Genomic DNA, 16,788 nt, shown 5'->3' on the forward strand with positions numbered 1-16,788 from the left:
GATGGAAAGGCTCCGGCTCAGGCGGCCTGCGGCTCGCCGGAGTCTGCGGAAATGGAAACAAGGGGCCCGGCAGGCGCGCGCGAGCGCTCGCGCAGCACGCGTTCGAAATGCGTCGGGTCATGGGCCTTGAGCATGCTCGCTTCGCGCGGCAGGTGGAAGTCCCAGAGGCGCGAGATCCAGAAGCGCAGGGCGGCGGCGCGCAGCATGGCGGGCAGCAGGGCGCGCTCGGCGCCGGTCAGCGGCCGCACGGTGGCGTAGGCAGCCAGCAGGGCGGCGGCGCGAAGCGCGTCGTGCCGGCCGGTGGGCAGGTCGATCGCCCAGTCGTTGAGGCACACCGCCAGGTCGAAGAGCCAGGTGTCGGTGCCGGCGAAATAGAAGTCGAACACGCCGGTCAGGCGCGGCGCCGCTTCGCCGATGGCGAACATGGCGTTGTCGCGGAACAGGTCGGCGTGAATCGGGCCGCGCGGCAGCGCCGCGTAGGCCGAGGACTCGGCGATGTGGTTCTGGTAGGCCAGTTCGCTCCGCAGCAGTGCCGCCTGCGGCGCTTCGAGGTAGGGCAGCACCACCGGCGCGGTGTCGTTCCACCAGGCCAGGCCCCGCAGGTTGGGCTGGATGCGGGGGAAGTCGCGCGCCGCCTGGTGCATGCGCGCCAGCAGGCGGCCCAGCTCGGCGCAATGCGCCGGGGTGGGTGCCAGCTCGCTTCGGCCTTCGAGCCGCTGCACCAGCGCCGCCGGCTTGCCAGCGACCCGGTGCAGGAACTCGCAGGGCGCATTGACCGGGATGGAGAGGGGATGTCCGCCCAGCGGCTCGATGGCCGGGTCGGCCACCGGCCCGGGCACCGGAATGCCGCGCGAGGCCAGGTGCTTCATCAGGCAGAGGTAGTAGGGCAACTGCTCCGGGCCCAGGCGCTCGAACAGCGTCAGGACAAATTCGCCCGACGCGGTGCTCGCGAAGTAATTGGTGTTCTCGATGCCGCCCTCGATGCCTCGCAGCGCGGTGAGCGGGCCCAGGCCGAGGCGCCGGACCAGCGCATCGGCTTCGTCGAACCCGACTTCGGTGAAGACCGCCACGGCGCGGGCTCAGAACTTGAAGACGTTCCAGACCCGCGCGCCGTTGCCGTTGCCGCCGCTGGTCTCGGATTGGCCTTGCCGGTCGCGCCCGCCGTAGTTCGGCAATACCTCGTAGGAGGGCACATTCGCCTTGGGCTGGACCGTGATGCTCTGCGTCTGGCCGCCGTAGCGCACCTCGTCGACGCGGGCACCGGAATCCTCGACATGGATGTGCTCGATCTTCTGGTTGCGGCGCGGCGGCTCGGGCGTTGCCTGGGCTGCGTCGGGTGGCGGTGCGCTCTGGGCGTGAACGGCGGCCAGCGGTGCGGCACAGGCCAACGCGGCCAGGAGGGCGCCGCGGGCGAACAGAAGAGGCGTGGAGGACATGGATCGATTGTAGGCGGCGCCCCCGTGCACCGCTGTCAGCCGCCGGCGACGTTTGCCGTCGTGCAGGCGCCCGGGCGCGGCGCGGCAAAATGCCCCGATGACCGACAAGAAAACATTGCTGCTCGTGGACGGATCGAGCTATCTCTATCGCGCCTTCCATGCGATGCCCGATCTGCGCGCGGTGCCGGGCGACCCGGCCAGCCCGGCGACCGGTGCGATCCGCGGCATGATCAACATGCTGCAGGTGCTGCGCCGCGAGGTGCGGGCCGACTACGGCGCCTGCATCTTCGATGCGCCCGGAAAGACCTTCAGGGACGCGTGGTATCCCCAGTACAAGGCCAACCGCTCGCCGATGCCCGACGACCTGCGCAGCCAGGTCGAGCCGATCCACGAGGTGGTCAAGCTCCTGGGCTGGCCGGTGCTGTGCGTCCCCGACATCGAGGCCGATGACGTGATCGGCACGCTGGCGCGCACCGCTGCGAAGCAGGGTGTCGAGGTGATCGTCTCCAGCGGCGACAAGGACCTGAGCCAGCTGGTCGACGAGCACATCACCATCATCGACACCATGAACGGCAAGAAGCGCGACGTGGCCGGCGTCACGGCCGAATTCGGCGTGCCGCCCCGCCTGATGGTCGACTACCAGACGCTGGTAGGCGACAGCGTCGACAACGTGCCCGGCGTCGAGAAGGTGGGCCCGAAGACGGCTGCCAAGTGGCTGCTCGAATACGGCTCGCTGGACGGGCTGATCGCGCGCGCCGGCGAGGTCAAGGGCCAGGCCGGCGAGAACCTGCGCAAGGCCCTCGACTGGCTGCCGCAGGGCAAGCGCCTGGTGACCATCCGCACCGACTGCGAGCTCGACGGCCACGTGCCCGGGCTGCCCGCGCTCGACGGCATCGCCATCGGCCCGCAGCAGGTAGACGCGCTGAAAGTCTTCTACGACAAATACGGTTTCAAGAGCCTGGTGAAGACGCTGGAGGCGCACGAGGTTTCCCCCGAGCTCATCGAGGAGAACAAGCAACGGCGCGGCCCCGAAGGCGGCACCGGCCTGCTCGAAGCACCGGCCGCGGATGCCGCTGCCAAGGTGTCGAACCTGGTCTACGACACGGTGCTGGACTGGGCGCTCTTCGACAGATGGATGGAGAAGATCGAGGCCGCCGAGCTGGTCGCGCTGGACACCGAGACCAATTCGCTGGACGAGGTTCACGCCGAAATCGTCGGCATCAGCTTCAGCGTCGAGCCCGGCGAGGCGGCCTACGTTCCGCTGGCTCACAACTACGGCGATGCTCCCGCGCAGCTGCCGCGCGACGAGGTGCTGGCTCGGCTGCGGCCCTGGCTCGAGGACGGTACGAAGAAGAAGCTGGGCCAGCACGTCAAGTACGACCGCCATGTGTTCGCCAACCACGGCATCGAGGTGCGGGGCTACGCGCACGACACCATGCTGCAGAGCTACGTGCTCGAAGTGCACAAGCCGCATGGCCTGGCCAGCCTGGCCGAGCGCCACCTGGGCCGCAGCGGCATCGACTACGAGGACCTGTGCGGCAAGGGCGCGCACCAGATCTCCTTCAGCCAGGTGTCGATCGAGAAGGCCGCCGAGTATTCCTGCGAGGACGCCGACCAGACGCTGGACGTGCATCTCGCGCTCTGGCCCAGGCTCCAGGCCGACGACAAGCTGCGCTTCATCTACGAGCTGGAAATGGCCTCCAGCGAGGCGCTCTACCGGGTCGAGCGCAACGGCGTGCTGATCGACGCGCCGACGCTGGCTGCGCAGAGCAACGAGCTGGGCAAGCGCATCCTGGCGCTGGAGCAGGAGGCTTATGAGCTCGCGGGCCAGCCCTTCAACCTGGGTTCGCCCAAGCAGATCGGCGAGGTTTTCTTCACGAAGCTGGGCCTGCCGGTGGTCAAGAAGACGCCCAGCGGCGCGCCGAGCACCGACGAGGAGGTGCTGGAGAAGCTGGCCGAGGACTTCCCGCTGCCGGCCAAGATCCTCGAGCACCGCGGCCTCTCGAAGCTGAAGGGCACCTACACCGACAAGCTGGGCCAGCTGGCCCATCCGCGTTCCGGCCGGGTGCACACGCACTACGCGCAGGCGGTGGCGGTGACGGGCCGGCTGTCGAGCAACGACCCCAACCTGCAGAACATCCCGATCCGCACGCCCGAAGGCCGGCGCGTGCGCGAGGCCTTCGTGGCGCCGGCGGGCAGCGTGATCGCGAGCTCCGACTACTCGCAGATCGAGCTGCGCATCATGGCGCACATCAGCGGCGATGCCTCTCTGCTGCGCGCCTTCACCGAGGGCATCGACGTGCATCGTGCCACCGCCGCCGAGGTCTTCGGGCTGCCGGTGGAGCAGGTGTCGAGCGAGCAGCGCCGCTACGCGAAGGTCATCAACTTCGGGCTGATCTACGGCATGAGCAGCTTCGGCCTGGCGCGCAACCTCGGCATCGAGACCAAGGCCGCGGCCTCCTACATCGACCGCTACTTCGCCCGCTATCCAGGCGTGAAGGTCTACATGGACGAGACCAAGGCCCTGGCCAAGCAGCGAGGCTACGTGGAGACGGTGTTCGGCCGCCGCCTCTACCTGCCGGAGATCAATTCGCCCAACGGCCCCCGCCGCGGCGGGGCCGAGCGCGCCGCCATCAACGCGCCGATGCAGGGCACGGCGGCCGACCTGATCAAGCTCAGCATGGTGAAGGTGCAGCAGGTGCTGGATGCAGAGCGGCGCCGCACCAAGATGATCATGCAGGTGCACGACGAACTGGTGTTCGAGGTGCCCGAGGATGAAGTCGAGTGGGTTCGCACCGAGATCCCGCGGCTCATGGCCGGCGTGGCGGAGCTCAAGGTTCCGCTGCTGGCCGAAATCGGCTTTGGCCCGAACTGGGACAAGGCGCATTGAAAGAAGACAAGACCCAAGGAACAACAGATCCATGAAGCTCTCGCACGCCCTCCGCACCCTCGCCCTCGGCGCCGTCTGCGCCGCCTGGCTCGGCACCGCCTCGGCGGCTCCCGACGCGCGCATTGCCGCGCTGGCCGCCAAGGAAAGGCCCGCGCTGCTCGATACCCTCAAGCAGCTGGTCTCCATCGAGTCGGGCAGCCGCGACCTCGAAGGCCTGGACAAGATCGCCAACCTGATCGCCGAGCGCCTCAAGGCGATGGGCGGCCAGGTCGAGCTGGTCGACCCGACGGCAGACGCCTACCGCATGGAGGACACGCCGGAGAAGATCGGCAAGGCGGTGCGCGCCACCTTCAAGGGCACGGGCACCAAGAAGATCATGCTGATCGCCCACATGGACACGGTCTACCAGATCGGCATGCTGAACAAGCAGCCCTTCCGCATCGAAGGCGACAAAGCCTACGGCCTGGGCATCGCCGACGACAAGCAGGGCGTGGCCGTCATCCTGCACACGGTGGCGCTGCTGAAGGCGCTGGACTTCAGGGACTACGGCACGCTCACGGTGCTGATCAACGGCGACGAGGAGATCAGTTCGCCCGGCTCGCGCGCGCTCATCAGCCGGCTCGGCGCGGAGCACGATGCGGTGATGTCGTACGAGGGCGCCTCGATCAAGGAGGACAAGCTCTCGCTCGCCACCGCCGGCATTGCCTCGGTGTCGCTCCATGTGACGGGCAAGGCCTCGCATGCGGGCTCGGCGCCCGAGCTGGGCGTGAATGCGCTCTACGAGCTCTCGAACCAGATCCTGCAGATGCGCGACCTGTCCGACCCGGCCACCGGGCTCAAGATGAACTGGACCATCGCCAAGGCGGGCACCAACCGCAACGTGATCCCGGCCTCGGCCAGCGCCGGCGCCGACGTGCGGGTGCTGAAGGTCAGCGACTACGACCGCATCGAGAAGCAGGTGCAGGAGCGGGTGAAGAAGCAGCTGATCCCCGAGGCCAAGGTCGAGATGAACTTCGAGCGGCGCCGCCCGCCGCTGGAGGCCACCGACGCCTCGCGCGCGCTGGCCGCGCATGCGCAGGCCGTCTACAAGGAATTGGGCCGCGAGCTGGGCGCCGACGACAAGGTGGCCGGCGGCGGCACCGATGCGGCCTTTGCCGCGCTGAAGACCAAGGCGCCGGTGGTGGAGCGCTTCGGCCTGCAGGGCTTCGGTGCGCATTCGGCGGACGCCGAGTACGTGCTGGTCGATTCGATCGAGCCGCGGCTGTACCTGGCGGCACGGATGGTCATGGACATCTCGCACGGCAAGATCGCCGGCTACTAGCCCCTGGCCCCACGCGATGCGCCTGCGCCATATCGAGGTCTTCAACGCCATCATGCTCACCGGCAGCGTGAGCGCGGCGGCCAGGCTCATCAACATCACGCAGCCGGCGGTCAGCCGCACGCTGCAGCACGCGGAGATCCAGCTGGGCTTTCCGCTGTTCCAGCGCGCCAAGGGACGGCTCACGCCGACCACCGAGGCACAGGCGCTCTATCCGCACATCGAGCGCCTGTTCGCGCAGCTCGACGAAGTGCAGCGCCTCGCAGCCAACCTGCGAGCGGGCAGCGATGCGGGCGAGCTGCGCATCCTCACGGTGCTGGCGCTGAGCTACGAGGTGCTGCCGCGCGCGCTCAAGGCCTTCAGGCAGAAGCATCCGGGCATCGCGGTCACGGTGGAATCGCTGCACTCGCCGCAGATCATGTCGGCGCTGCTGCGGCAGGAGGCGGACGTCGGCTTTGCCTTCAGTCCGGCGGTGCATCCCTCGCTGACGCAGGAAGCGCTGGCCGACAGCCGCATGGTGTGCATCGCGCCCAAGGGCATGCTGCCGCGCGCGCTGGTGCGCAACGGCGCTGCGGCGCTGCACGATCTGGTCAAGCTCCCGGTGGTGGGACTGGACAGCCGCGACCCCGTGGGCACCAGCCTGAGCCAGGCTTGCCGGCAGGCCGGTGTGGGTTTCCAGCAAGCCGTGGTGACGGTGCAGACCTACCACGCGGCGCTGGCCATGGCGCACCACGGGCTGGGCGTGGCGCTGGTCGACGGCTGCACCGCCAGTTCGGCCGATCGGGACAAGGTGGAGGTGCTGGCGCTGGAGCCGCGCATCCCCGTGCCGATCCGCGCGCTGCGCTTTGCCGAACGGCCGGATTCGGTGGCGGTGCGCGGCATCACGCGCTGCATGCGCGAGGCGATCGAGGAGATGGCCTAAGGCTCAGGACGCCAATTGCGCCGCCACGCGCTCGGCCGATCCGAAGGCCAGCGTGAAGCCCAGCGCGCCGTGACCGGTGTTGAACAGCATGTTGCGCGGTGCGCGGGGCAGGCGGCCGATGATGGGGACGCCCGTGGGCGTGGCGGGGCGCATGCCGGTCCACGGATGGAGCGCCGCCATGCGGCTGGCCTGCGGGAACACGGCGCGCGTCGCCGCGGCCAGCGTCTCGATGCGCGTCGCCGGAATGCTGGCATCGTGCCCTACCAGCTCCGCCATCCCCGCCACGCGCAGCCGCGAGCCGATGCGCGCGAAGACGACCTTGCGGGCGCTGTCGGTGACGCTCACGTGCGGCGCGCCTTCCGACGCCGGGTCCACGTCGACCGTGATGCTGTAGCCCTTGAGCGGATACACCGGCAGGTAGGCGCCGAGCCGGCGTCCCAGCCGGTGCGAAGCGGTGCCCAGGGCCATGACGAAGGCGTCCGCCTCCAGGTCGCCGGCGCTGGTCAGCACCGCCCTGACGCGGCCATCGCGACCGTGGTGCCGATCGAAGCCCTGGACCTCGCAGTCGAGCAGGAAGCGGACGCCCCGCGCGCGCAGCGCACCTTCGAGCGCCACGCAGAGCTTGAGGCAGTCGGCCGCGCATTCGCTCGGCGTGTGGATGGCGCCGGCGATTTGCCTGCGATAAGCGGCGAGCGCGGGCTCGATCGCGATGCATTCCTCCGGCGTGACCAGGCGCTGTTCGCTGCCCATGGCGCGCTGCAGCTCGAGCTGCCGGCCCGCGGCTTCCAAAGAGGAGGCGCTGCCATACAGCACGAGCTTGCCGGTGGCGGAGAAATCGCAATCGGGTTCGAGCGCCGCCAGCATCGCCTCGAAGGCCGCGCGGCTCTCGGCGGCGAGCGTGAGCAGCTGCGCCGTGGTCTGGCGCGAGGTGCGGGCATTGCAGGCCGCGAGAAAGGCCAGGCCCCAGCGCCATTGCAGCGGATCGAGCTGCGGCCGCAGCTTGAGTGGAGAAGAAGGCGAGAGGAGCAGCTTCGGCAACTGCTTCCAGATCGAAGGGTCCGCCAGCGGCTGCACATAGGAATAGCTCAACTGCGCACCATTGCCGCCGCTGGCGCCGGAGCCGGGTTCCGCACGGTCGACCACGCTCACCTGGAAGCCTCGCCGGCTCAACTGCCAGGCCGTGGCCAGGCCCACGATGCCGGCACCCAGCACACCCACATGCATGACGCTTTCTTTCTGTCGCTTGGTTGGAGTGCATCCACTCTAGGCGGTGGCCGCGCACGCGTGAAATGCCAAAAGCGGCGCAGCCCATAGCCAAAGCTCATGCCCGGGTGCCGAAGACCATAACTTTTGATCATGGCCATGCCCGCAAAAGGAATTGTGAGCACGGCCCGAATCGTTCCTACACTCCGCAACACATTCCAATCCGACCGAAAGGGCTCGCATGAAGATTTCTGCTTTGATGGTTGCCGTGGCGCTCGCCGCCGTTGCAACGGGCGCGCAGGCCGCCGATACCCTGGCCAAGATTGCCGCGTCCGGCAAGATCACGCTTGCGTACCGCGAGTCCTCGGTGCCCTTCAGCTATCTGGACGGCCCGGGCAAGCCGATCGGCTTTGCAGTGGACCTTTCCAATGCGGTGGTCGAGGCCGTCAAGAAGAAGCTCAACAAGCCCGACCTGGAGGTGGCGCTGATGCCCGTGACCTCGCAGAACCGCATTCCGCTGCTGAGCAACGGCACCATCGACCTGGAGTGCGGCTCCACCACCAACAACAGCGCGCGCGCCAAGGACGTGAGCTTCGCCATCAACCACTTCTACACCGGCACGCGACTGCTGGTGAAGAAGTCCTCCCACATCAAGGACTACGCCGACCTCGCCAAGAAGACGGTCACCAGCACCACCGGGACGACCAACGCGCTGGTCATGCGCAAGTACAACGCCGAAAAGAATCTCGACATGGACATCGTGCTGGCCAAGGACCACGCCGACGCTTTCCTGCTGGTCGAGAGCGGCCGCGCTGTGGCCTTCGCGATGGACGACATCCTGCTGTACGGCCTGATCGCCAATGCGAAGAATCCGTCGGAGTTCGAGGTGGTGGGCGAGGCGCTGCAGGTCGAGCCCTATGCCTGCATGCTGGCCAAGGACGACAAGGAGTTCAAGAAGCTGGTCGACGACACCTTCATCGGCCTGATGAAGAGCGGCGAGTTCGAGAAGATGTACAACAAGTGGTTCCTGCAGCCGATCCCGCCGAAGAACGTGCCGCTGAACCTGCCGATGAGCCAGCAGCTGCGCGACAACATCAAATCGCCCAGCGACAAGCCGGCGACCTGAGCGCCAGCGAAGGTCAGGCAGGAAGGCCGCGATGCTGAAGTCGCAGACCGTGGGCATCCTGGGCGGCATGGGGCCGGCGGCGGGTGCCGATTTCGTGCGCCTCTTCGTCGAGGCCTGCGCCAGGCTGATGCGCGCACGTGGCGAACCGGTGCGCGACCAGGCCTTTCCCGAGCACTGGCTGGCCCAGGTGCCGGTGCCTGACCGCAGCGGCGCGCTCGAGTCGACCTCGCTCGGCGCGCACCAGCCGCTGGAGCCGATGCTGCAGGCCCTGGGCCGGCTGGCGGCCCTCGGCAGCCGCACCGTGGCCATCGCCTGCAACACGGCCCATGCCTGGCATGCCACGCTCCAGGAGCGCTTTCCGCAGATCGAGGTCTTGCATGTGGCGCGCGAAGTGTCGGCGCGGCTCGCCGCCGACGGCGTGCGCGACACGGCGCTGATGGCGACCGAGGGCACCTATCGGGTCGGGCTGTATGAGCGGGCGATGGCCGACGCCGGCCTGGCCTGCCATCTGCCGCTGGCCGAGGAGCGCAAGCTGCTGATGCGCGGCATCTACGAAGGCGTAAAGGCCGGCGACCTGCGCCTGGCCGAAGCGTGCTTCAGCCGCGTCGCGCTGCAATTGGCGGACCGGCATGGCGCGGTGGCCATCGTCATGGGATGCACCGAGATTCCGCTGGGACTTCAGGGCTCGGCCGCGGTCGCGGGGCTGCGGCTGGTGGATCCGGCGCGGGTGCTGGCCTCGGCGCTGGCCGCGCGCGCCTACGGCGCAGCGTCACAGCCGATTCGCGCCTGATCGCTCACGCCCGGCCTCTGGGGCCGGCAAGGGCCAGGGCATCCCCCTTGACACGGTTGATAAGATGAAAGCGGCTTGGGCCACCGGTTCGCCGGCGGCCAGCGCCTTCGAGTTTCGTCGTGTACCCCGAAGCGGGCCACGCCTTCCACGCCGATGGACCGGCCGAGCGATCTCGCCGGCATGGCCGGTGATGGCTGGAGGCGCTGCCTGGTTCGATTCAGGATCCGCGGCGTTCGACCGAGGCGAGCCCGCTTTCCGCCGAAAGCCGTCCCGATGGGCGGCTTTTTGTTTTCTTTCTCGAAGCCGTCATGAACCTGTTCGTCATCATCGCCGCGACCCTGGTCGCCGGCATCGGAAGTGTCTGGATCGCCGCGCTGTTGCTGCGCGTGGGCGTGCGCAGCGGCGGCGGCGTCGATCCGCAGCACCTGCTGAGCCTCGCGGCCGGCGCTCTGTTGTCGACCGCCTTCATGCACCTGCTGCCCGAGGCCTTCGAGAGCCGCATCGAGCCGGGCTTGCTGTTCGGCGTACTGCTGTGCGGCCTGGTGGTCTTCTTCCTGCTCGACAAGGCCGAACTCTGGCACCACGGCCACGAGCATCACCATGGCGAGGAAGCGCATCACGGCCATGCTCACGGCCATGCGCATTCGCACGGCCACGACCATCCGCGCAAGGCCGGCGGCTGGGCCGTGCTCACCGGCGACAGCGTGCATTGCTTCGGCGACGGCATCCTCATCGCCTCGGCCTTCATCGCCGACCTGCGCCTGGGCCTGGTGGCGGCGCTCGCGGTGCTGGCGCACGAAGTGCCGCACCACATCGGTGACCTCGTCGTGCTGCGTCAGAGCTCGCCCGATGCGCGCGCCGCGCTGGTCAAGGTGTCGCTCGCCGGCACCATGACGGCCTTGGGCGGCTTGGCCGGCTGGTGGCTGGTCGACCAGCTCCATGGCTGGCTGCCCTATTTCCTGGTGCTGGCCTCCAGCAGTTTTGTCTACGTGGCGCTGGCCGACCTGATTCCGCAACTGCAGAAGCGACTGAGCGCGCGCGAGACCGCATGGCAGATCGCCTGGCTCGCTGCGGGCCTCCTGCTGGTCATGGGCGTGAGCCGACTGGCGCACAGCGAGCACGGACATGCGCACGAGCGTGCGGAGCCGGCCCACGAGGAACACGGGCACTCGCCCTGAAGCCGCAGACGCGGCCCTTTCCGACATGCAGGCCGTGCGGCCGGTTGCAAACTCGCACTACCCAAGTCGGGCGAGGAGGCTCACACTTGGGCCTCGCCTCACGCGAGCCAAAACAGCCTAGGAGCCGATCATGAACCGCGCCGATCCCCCGCTGAGTTCCGTCGATCCCGTCGACGATCCATCGGACGAACAACTCGAGGACGACGAGCTGCCTGAAGATGAAGCCGTGGACGAGGCAGACTCCGATCCGCCTGACGACCTCTCCGAGGAAACCGGCATCGACCTGAGCGACGCCAGCGAACTCGACGCCGACAACGTGCCGGCCGACGAGGAGTTCGATCGCGTCATGCAAGCCCCGGACTGACGAGACACCGGCCCGCCGGGCCCCGGCCTCAGTCCTCGAGCGTGAAGCCCACCTTCAGCGTCACCTGCCAATGCGCGACCTTGCCGTCCTTCACATGGCCGCGGGTCTCCGTCACCTCGAACCACTGCATGTTGCGCACCGACTCGCTGGCTTTTGCAATCGCGCGCTGCACGGCATCGTCGCTGCTGGTGGGCGAGGAGCCGGTGAGTTCGAGGAGTTTGTAGACGTGGTTGGACATGGAGCGCTCCTTGTAGGTGGTACCGGACACGCCGCCTTGAACAAGACGGCAGCACGTCCATCATAGGCCTGGGACCGCGGTTTCTTCCTGCGGCGTCGGCCCTTCGTTGCGCGTCGGCGCGTAGGACGAAAGCGGTAGCCGATCCTGCATGCGTCGGCTACTTCGCTCCGCCGGTGTACTTGGTCACGCTGTCCGCCGTCATGTGATAGCCGCTCACGCCCATCATCGAGTCGTTGCGCAGGGTCTGCAGCTTGCCGGTGATCCACACCGTGTCCATGGCGCGAAACTTCGCGCCCTGCCGCGCGCGCACATGCACGATCTGGTTGGCCGGCGGCGGCGGCGTGTGGATGCAAGCGCCGAAATAGGGCACCAGCAGGAACTCCGTGACCTCGCCCTTGTTCTCTTCGAGCGGCACGATGAAGCCGGGCAGCTTGATCTCCACGCCGTTCATCGCCGGGTTGGTCGGCGCGTTGTTCGACACTTCCTGCATCTTCAACAGCAGGTCGTTGGCGCGCGGATCACCGTCCTGGAGCTTGCTGAGGTCCATGCCCTTGAACTCCTTCATGGGGTCCCAGTCCTTGGGCACGAGTTCTTCCCAGGCGATCAGCCGTGGCTGCCCCGGCGCGGGCTTGGCGGCGGCGCTCTTGCCGCCCAGGGGGTTGGTGGCGGAGGTCGACTGCGGCGCGGGGTCGGCCGCAGAGGCCGCGACGGCCGCGCCGTACAGCACGGCGATCAGGAAGCGCGAACGAAGGCTGGGCACGAGCGTCATTTTTAGATCCTTGGGGAGAGTCCGTCGGCCAGCGACAGCCGGTAGGCGCGCACGCCCGGCAGCAGGCTGGCCAACCAGCCGGAGAGCAGCAGGCCGGCGAGCAGGGCCCACTCGTTGAGTGTAGGTTCGGACAGCGAGAGTGTCAGCCCGAACCGGGCCTGCAGCCATGGCGAGAGCAGGGCGATGCCCAGCCCTGCGGCGAGCAGGCCCATCGCTACGCCCAGCAGCGTGACGATGGCGCCTTCGAGCGCGAGCAGCGCCAGCACATGGCGCAGGCCGGCGCCCACCGCGCGCAGCACCGCGAGTTCGCGACGGCGTTCGTTCAGGCCAGCCATCACGACCGACACCAGTCCCGCGAGGCTGACCAGCGCGACCAGCGCTGACATCAACATCAGCGCGTTCTCGCCGACGCCGATCACGCTCCACAGCTCGTCCAGGGCCACGCCGGGCAGGATGGCCATCAGCGCCTCGGGCTGGTAGGTCGAGACCCAGCGCTGCACCGAGAACACCGCAGCCCGGTTCTTGAGGCCGACCAGCGCGGCCGTCACCGTCTTGGGCTCGAGGTCGAACTTGCGCACCTGCTCGGCCGGGATGTGCACGCCCGGCAGCGGCGCGCCGCCACGCCATTCCAGATGAATGGCCTCCATCGCCTCCAGGCCGATGTGCACCGTGCGGTCGACCGGCGTGCCGGTGCGCGCGAGCACGCCGACCACGGTGAAGGGCTTGTCGGCGTGCTCGGCCACATTGAGCTCGCCGCTGCCATGGGCCAGCGTGATGCGCTGGCCCACGTGGTAGCCCAGCCGGTCCGCCACCTCGGCGCCGACCACCGCATCGAAGAGCTCGGCAAAGGGCTTGCCTTCGCGCAGCCGCAGCGGCTGGCGATTGCCGTAGCGGAAATGCCGGAAGTAGTCCGGCGAGGTCGCGAGCACCGCGAAGCCGCGGTGCGAATCGCCCAGCGACAAAGGCACCACCCAATCGACGCCCGGGTGCTGGGCCAGCGCCTGCACGCTCTGCCACTGCATGTTGTTGGTCGCGGCACCGATGCGGAACACCGAGTACAGCAGCAGTTGCGACGAGCCGGTGCGCGCGCCCACGATCAGGTCGGTGCCCGAGACCGATGCGGAGAAGTTCTCGCGCAACTCGGTGCGGATGCGTTCCACGCCCAGCAGCAGGAAAGTCGACAGTGCGATCGACAGGACGGTGAGCGCCAGCGTGAAGCGCCGGTTCCAGGCGCTCTTCCAGGCGATGGTGACGAGCGTTTTCATGGCGCGGGAATCGGAGTCGGGACATCCCTGCGCGAAGGACGCGAAGGTTTCGCGTGGGACGCGAAAGAAGCCATCGAGAAGGTCTTTCGCTGTCCCGGATTTTTTTGCGCCCTTCGCGCAATGCTTGCTTCCTTGGCGTGCGGCCGAGCCCGATGTTCCTGGACCTTCATGGCTGCGCGAGCTCCGCCGCGCGGTTGATCTCCGGCAAGAGCAGGTGCCGCCCGAAGCGTGCCGCGATGCGCTGGTCGTGGCTCACGAAGACGAGCGCGCTGCGGTTCGCGCGGCAGGCCTCGACCAGGACGTCGAGGAAGGCTTCGCGCCGGTCCTCGTCCAGCGCCGAGGTGGGCTCGTCGGCGATCACGACCTCGGGGTGCCCGATCAACGCGCGCGCCGCGGCCACGCGCTGCTGCTGCCCGACCGAGAGCTGCATCGCCTGCCGCTTCCACAAGGCCTGCGACAAGCCCATGTCTTCGAGCAGCCGCGCAGCCTGCGCGCGTGCGCCGCCTTCGCGTGCGGCCTGCTCGCGGCGGCGGGCCGAGAAGCGGCAGGGCAGCAGCACGTTGTCGAGCACGCTCAGGTAGGGCAGCAAGTTGAACTGCTGGAAGATGTAGCCCACATGCGCGACGCGCTGGCGGTCGCGCGCGGCGCCCGAGAGCGCGGCCCAGTCCTGGCCCAGCAGCGCGACGCGGCCGGCATCGGCCACCAGCACGCCCGCCAGCAGCGACAACAGCGTGCTCTTGCCGCAGCCGCTGGGCCCGTGCAGGAAGACGGCCTCGCCGGCCTCGATCTCGAGCTGCTCGATGTCGATGCAGGACGCGGCGGCGCCCGGCCAGGCAAAGCGCAGCGCCTCTGCGCGAAGAACTGCGCTCACGAACGCGAAAGCGAAAGCGTCACTTGCTGCCGCCCCACGCCAGCCGCGTGGCAGGCCGCTTCAGCGTGCGCTTGAACTGGCCGTCGGGCGAGACGATCTGGGCATCGACCTGCCGCAGGCCCTTGAAGGCGCCGAACAGGCCGAGCTCGATGAACTTGGCCTCAGTCGCCTTGGTGCAGTTGAAAGCGAAAGTGCCGTCGAGGTCCGCATGGCCTTCGCCCGCGCCGGTCTCGGTCTTGCCCAGGCCGAGCGCCGCGGAACGCAGCGCCACCGGGCCGAGCTTGCAATTGGCGGCCGGGTCGATCTTGAAGAGCTGGTCGGCCGCGCGCAACTGTGCGACGGCATCGTCCGCCATCTTCTTTTCGGACTCGCTCTTGGGCGCATGCTCATAGCCGACGAAATTGTCGAGCGGCGATTCCATCTCGATGACGACCGTCGGGCCATCGATGGCGATGTCGAGCTTGAGCTGGCCATGCACATGCGCGCGCGCCTGCGCCATGGCGGCGATTGGCGCCGCGGCCATCAGGCCCGTCAACGCCAGCGCGGGAAGAACGCGTCGAAAATTCATGCATTCGCACCTTGCCGGGTCGGCAGTCCCGGCGTGTTGCTCCATTCGCTCCAGCTGCCGGCATAGAGCGCGGTCGTCCCGAGCCCGGCGATCTGCATCGCGAGCAGGTTCGGCACGGCGCTCACGCCGCTGCCGCAGTGGTGGACGACCGTTGCGGGATTCCGCCCCGCCAGCAGTGCTTCGAACTCGGCGCGCAACTGCGCGGCCGGCTTGAACTTGCCCTCGGGGCCGAGGTTCTCGGTGAAGGGCCGGTTCAGGGCCCCGGGGATGTGACCGGCGATCGGGTCCAGAGGTTCCACCTCGCCGCGATAACGCGCGGCGGCGCGCGCGTCGATCAGCGTCTGGTCAGCTTTCTCCAGCCGCGCGGCGACGGTGCGCGTGTCGACCAGCGTCACCAGCGGCCGGCCGGGCACGAAGTTCGACTGGAAGGGCGCCGGCTCGTCGCCGGCGCTCGTCTTGCCGCCGGCCGCCTGCCAGGCCTGCAGGCCGCCGTCCAGCACGGCCACGGCGTCGTGGCCCATCCACTTGAGCATCCACCACAGCCGGCCGCAGTAGTTGGCGCCGTTGCGGTCGTAGACCACGGCCTGCATGTCGTTCGCGAAGCCGATGCTGCAGAGCCAGGCCGCGAAGCGCTCGCGGCTGGGCAGCGGATGGCGGCCGCCGGAGGCCGGCGGTCCCTCGTCGGCCTGCGCCACCATCACCTCGCCTCGCGCGCCCGGCACGCCATGCTTGGCGCTCAGGTCGGTGTCGAGGTTGGCGTAGAGCGCGCCCGGAATGTGCGCCGCCCGGTACTGCGCGAAGCCGGCCTCGGGTTGCATCAGGTCGAAGCTGCAGTCGAACACCATTTGCGGTGCATTGCCGCGCTGCAGGTCCATGAGTTCTTCGACGGAGATCAGGGTCTGGTACATGGCGATCCTTCTTTGCTCAATGCTCTTCTGCGGGCGCCTTGGGCAGCGAGCGCTGGCGCAGCACGGTGGCCGCGATGCCGCTGGCGACGATCAGCACCATGCCGGCCCAGCCGGCCGCGTCGATGCGGTCGCCGAACAGCACCACACTGTAGACGGCTGCAAACACGATGCCTGAATACTGCAGGTTGGCCACGACGAGCGTACCGCTTTGGCTCTTCGCGCTCGCATAGGCGCGTGTCATGCACAGCTGGCCGAGGGCCGCGAGCACGCCGACCGGCAGCAGCCACATCGCGTGCGCCCAGGTCCATCGCTCCCAGGGCGTGAAGCTGCCCAGCAGCGTCACCAGGCCACCCGCCGCGGCCGAGCCGAGCGCGAAATAGAACACCGTGCGCGACTCCGGCTCGCCCACGCGCGAGAGAGCGACCACCTGCATGTAGGCGAAGGCAGCGGTCAGCCCGGACATCAGCCCCACCAGCCCCGGGAAGCCCTGGCTCTCGCCCATGCTGGGCTTGAGCATCAGCACCACGCCGCCGAAGCCCGCCAGGACGGTGAGCACCAGCGGACCCTGCAGCGGCGGCCGCGGCACGCGCCCGTCGCGGCCGGGCACCGGCACCCAGGCCAGCAGGGCGCCGCCGACCAGGAAGGCCGCGATCCAGACGCTGCTCATGTAGTTGAGCGTCATGGCGGTCGCCAGCGGCAAGTGCGCGATGGCGTAGAACCAGGCGCCCATCGAGAACACGCCGACCAGGCTGCGCCAGGCGTGCATGCCCGGGTAGGCCGTTGAAAGCGTGATGCCGCGCTGGCGTGCCAGCACCCACAGGAACAGCATGCCGATCAGGCCGCGATAGAACACCAGCTCGGCACTCGTGAACCAGTCCGAGGCGATCTTCACGCACACGCCCATGGTGGCGAAGATCAGTGCCGCCAGCACCATCCAGAGGG

17 protein-coding genes are annotated in these 16,788 nt (G+C 68.6%); 7 read left to right on the forward strand and 10 right to left on the reverse strand.

Going from position 1 to position 16,788, the window contains the following annotated elements:
* Window positions 1-17 precede the first annotated feature (17 nt).
* Window positions 18-1,070: a homoserine kinase gene (locus J2739_RS16560; RefSeq protein ID WP_309903551.1), complete on the reverse strand. Its 1,053-nt coding sequence runs from the start codon at window positions 1,068-1,070 to the stop codon at window positions 18-20.
* Between the two features lie 9 nt (window positions 1,071-1,079).
* Window positions 1,080-1,436, reverse strand: coding sequence for a hypothetical protein (locus tag J2739_RS16565; protein WP_309903553.1), 357 nt, complete (start codon window positions 1,434-1,436; stop codon window positions 1,080-1,082).
* Between the two features lie 97 nt (window positions 1,437-1,533).
* Between J2739_RS16565 and polA the strand changes: the two genes are divergently transcribed.
* Genes polA through J2739_RS16580 form a run of 3 tightly spaced genes read left to right on the forward strand, consistent with a single transcriptional unit; the run spans window position 1,534 to window position 6,566 of the window.
* Entirely contained in the window at window positions 1,534-4,326 is a 2,793-nt protein-coding gene (gene polA / locus J2739_RS16570; protein WP_309903554.1) for a DNA polymerase I, read from the forward strand.
* A 31-nt stretch (window positions 4,327-4,357) separates the two neighbouring features.
* Window positions 4,358-5,647 (forward strand): M20/M25/M40 family metallo-hydrolase, encoded by a 1,290-nt coding sequence (locus tag J2739_RS16575; RefSeq protein ID WP_309903557.1) that lies wholly within the window; start codon window positions 4,358-4,360, stop codon window positions 5,645-5,647.
* A gap of 16 nt (window positions 5,648-5,663) precedes the next feature.
* Window positions 5,664-6,566 (forward strand): LysR family transcriptional regulator, encoded by a 903-nt coding sequence (locus J2739_RS16580; protein ID WP_309903559.1) that lies wholly within the window; start codon window positions 5,664-5,666, stop codon window positions 6,564-6,566.
* Window positions 6,567-6,569: 3 nt separating this feature from the next.
* On the opposite strand, the gene J2739_RS16585 is transcribed toward J2739_RS16580, so the two are convergent.
* Window positions 6,570-7,790: a D-amino acid dehydrogenase gene (locus tag J2739_RS16585; RefSeq protein ID WP_309903560.1), complete on the reverse strand. Its 1,221-nt coding sequence runs from the start codon at window positions 7,788-7,790 to the stop codon at window positions 6,570-6,572.
* Window positions 7,791-8,010: 220 nt separating this feature from the next.
* On the opposite strand from J2739_RS16585, the gene J2739_RS16590 reads away from it, so the two are divergent.
* From J2739_RS16590 to J2739_RS16610, 4 genes are all read left to right on the forward strand, one after another.
* Window positions 8,011-8,895, forward strand: a complete 885-nt coding sequence (locus J2739_RS16590; RefSeq protein WP_309903562.1) for a transporter substrate-binding domain-containing protein — start codon at window positions 8,011-8,013, stop codon at window positions 8,893-8,895.
* 31 nt (window positions 8,896-8,926) lie between these two features.
* On the forward strand, window positions 8,927-9,685 hold the full coding sequence (locus J2739_RS16595; protein WP_309903564.1) for an aspartate/glutamate racemase family protein: 759 nt from the start codon (window positions 8,927-8,929) through the stop codon (window positions 9,683-9,685).
* Window positions 9,686-9,993: 308 nt separating this feature from the next.
* A complete protein-coding gene (locus J2739_RS16605) occupies window positions 9,994-10,863 on the forward strand; it encodes a ZIP family metal transporter (protein WP_309903566.1) in 870 nt (289 codons plus the stop codon).
* 130 nt (window positions 10,864-10,993) lie between these two features.
* The gene (locus tag J2739_RS16610; RefSeq protein WP_309903568.1) at window positions 10,994-11,227 is read left to right on the forward strand and encodes a hypothetical protein; all 234 of its coding nucleotides are present in this window, start codon (window positions 10,994-10,996) and stop codon (window positions 11,225-11,227) included.
* 28 nt (window positions 11,228-11,255) lie between these two features.
* On the opposite strand, the gene J2739_RS16615 is transcribed toward J2739_RS16610, so the two are convergent.
* From J2739_RS16615 to J2739_RS16645, 7 genes are all read right to left on the reverse strand, one after another.
* Window positions 11,256-11,465, reverse strand: a complete 210-nt coding sequence (locus J2739_RS16615) for a dodecin (protein WP_309903570.1) — start codon at window positions 11,463-11,465, stop codon at window positions 11,256-11,258.
* A gap of 157 nt (window positions 11,466-11,622) precedes the next feature.
* Window positions 11,623-12,234, reverse strand: coding sequence for a DUF3299 domain-containing protein (locus J2739_RS16620; protein WP_309903571.1), 612 nt, complete (start codon window positions 12,232-12,234; stop codon window positions 11,623-11,625).
* A gap of 2 nt (window positions 12,235-12,236) precedes the next feature.
* Window positions 12,237-13,499: an ABC transporter permease gene (locus J2739_RS16625; RefSeq protein ID WP_309903573.1), complete on the reverse strand. Its 1,263-nt coding sequence runs from the start codon at window positions 13,497-13,499 to the stop codon at window positions 12,237-12,239.
* Between the two features lie 166 nt (window positions 13,500-13,665).
* On the reverse strand, window positions 13,666-14,370 hold the full coding sequence (locus J2739_RS16630; protein WP_309903575.1) for an ABC transporter ATP-binding protein: 705 nt from the start codon (window positions 14,368-14,370) through the stop codon (window positions 13,666-13,668).
* A 19-nt stretch (window positions 14,371-14,389) separates the two neighbouring features.
* Window positions 14,390-14,938, reverse strand: a complete 549-nt coding sequence (locus tag J2739_RS16635) for a DUF2796 domain-containing protein (protein ID WP_309903577.1) — start codon at window positions 14,936-14,938, stop codon at window positions 14,390-14,392.
* A complete protein-coding gene (locus J2739_RS16640; protein WP_309903579.1) occupies window positions 14,935-15,846 on the reverse strand; it encodes a sulfurtransferase in 912 nt (303 codons plus the stop codon). The genes J2739_RS16635 and J2739_RS16640 overlap by 4 nt, the downstream gene beginning before the upstream one ends.
* 16 nt (window positions 15,847-15,862) lie before the next feature.
* Window positions 15,863-16,780: a DMT family transporter gene (locus J2739_RS16645; protein WP_309903624.1), complete on the reverse strand. Its 918-nt coding sequence runs from the start codon at window positions 16,778-16,780 to the stop codon at window positions 15,863-15,865.
* Window positions 16,781-16,788 lie beyond the last annotated feature (8 nt).

Origin of the sequence: Variovorax soli, assembly GCF_031454625.1 — a bacterium.
GTDB classification, from domain to species: Bacteria; Pseudomonadota; Gammaproteobacteria; order Burkholderiales; family Burkholderiaceae_C; genus Variovorax; species Variovorax soli_A.

Coding starts and splice junctions, on each gene's coding strand:
- J2739_RS16565 (WP_309903553.1), bottom strand. CDS start 1,436: ATGTCCTCCACGCCTCTTCTGTTCGCCCGCGGCGCCCTCCTGGCCGCG.
- polA (WP_309903554.1), top strand. CDS start 1,534: ATGACCGACAAGAAAACATTGCTGCTCGTGGACGGATCGAGCTATCTC.
- J2739_RS16575 (WP_309903557.1), top strand. CDS start 4,358: ATGAAGCTCTCGCACGCCCTCCGCACCCTCGCCCTCGGCGCCGTCTGC.
- J2739_RS16580 (WP_309903559.1), top strand. CDS start 5,664: ATGCGCCTGCGCCATATCGAGGTCTTCAACGCCATCATGCTCACCGGC.
- J2739_RS16585 (WP_309903560.1), bottom strand. CDS start 7,790: ATGCATGTGGGTGTGCTGGGTGCCGGCATCGTGGGCCTGGCCACGGCC.
- J2739_RS16590 (WP_309903562.1), top strand. CDS start 8,011: ATGAAGATTTCTGCTTTGATGGTTGCCGTGGCGCTCGCCGCCGTTGCA.
- J2739_RS16595 (WP_309903564.1), top strand. CDS start 8,927: ATGCTGAAGTCGCAGACCGTGGGCATCCTGGGCGGCATGGGGCCGGCG.
- J2739_RS16605 (WP_309903566.1), top strand. CDS start 9,994: ATGAACCTGTTCGTCATCATCGCCGCGACCCTGGTCGCCGGCATCGGA.
- J2739_RS16610 (WP_309903568.1), top strand. CDS start 10,994: ATGAACCGCGCCGATCCCCCGCTGAGTTCCGTCGATCCCGTCGACGAT.
- J2739_RS16615 (WP_309903570.1), bottom strand. CDS start 11,465: ATGTCCAACCACGTCTACAAACTCCTCGAACTCACCGGCTCCTCGCCC.
- J2739_RS16620 (WP_309903571.1), bottom strand. CDS start 12,234: ATGACGCTCGTGCCCAGCCTTCGTTCGCGCTTCCTGATCGCCGTGCTG.
- J2739_RS16625 (WP_309903573.1), bottom strand. CDS start 13,499: ATGAAAACGCTCGTCACCATCGCCTGGAAGAGCGCCTGGAACCGGCGC.
- J2739_RS16635 (WP_309903577.1), bottom strand. CDS start 14,938: ATGAATTTTCGACGCGTTCTTCCCGCGCTGGCGTTGACGGGCCTGATG.
- J2739_RS16640 (WP_309903579.1), bottom strand. CDS start 15,846: ATGTACCAGACCCTGATCTCCGTCGAAGAACTCATGGACCTGCAGCGC.
- J2739_RS16645 (WP_309903624.1), bottom strand. CDS start 16,780: ATGGTGCTGGCGGCACTGATCTTCGCCACCATGGGCGTGTGCGTGAAG.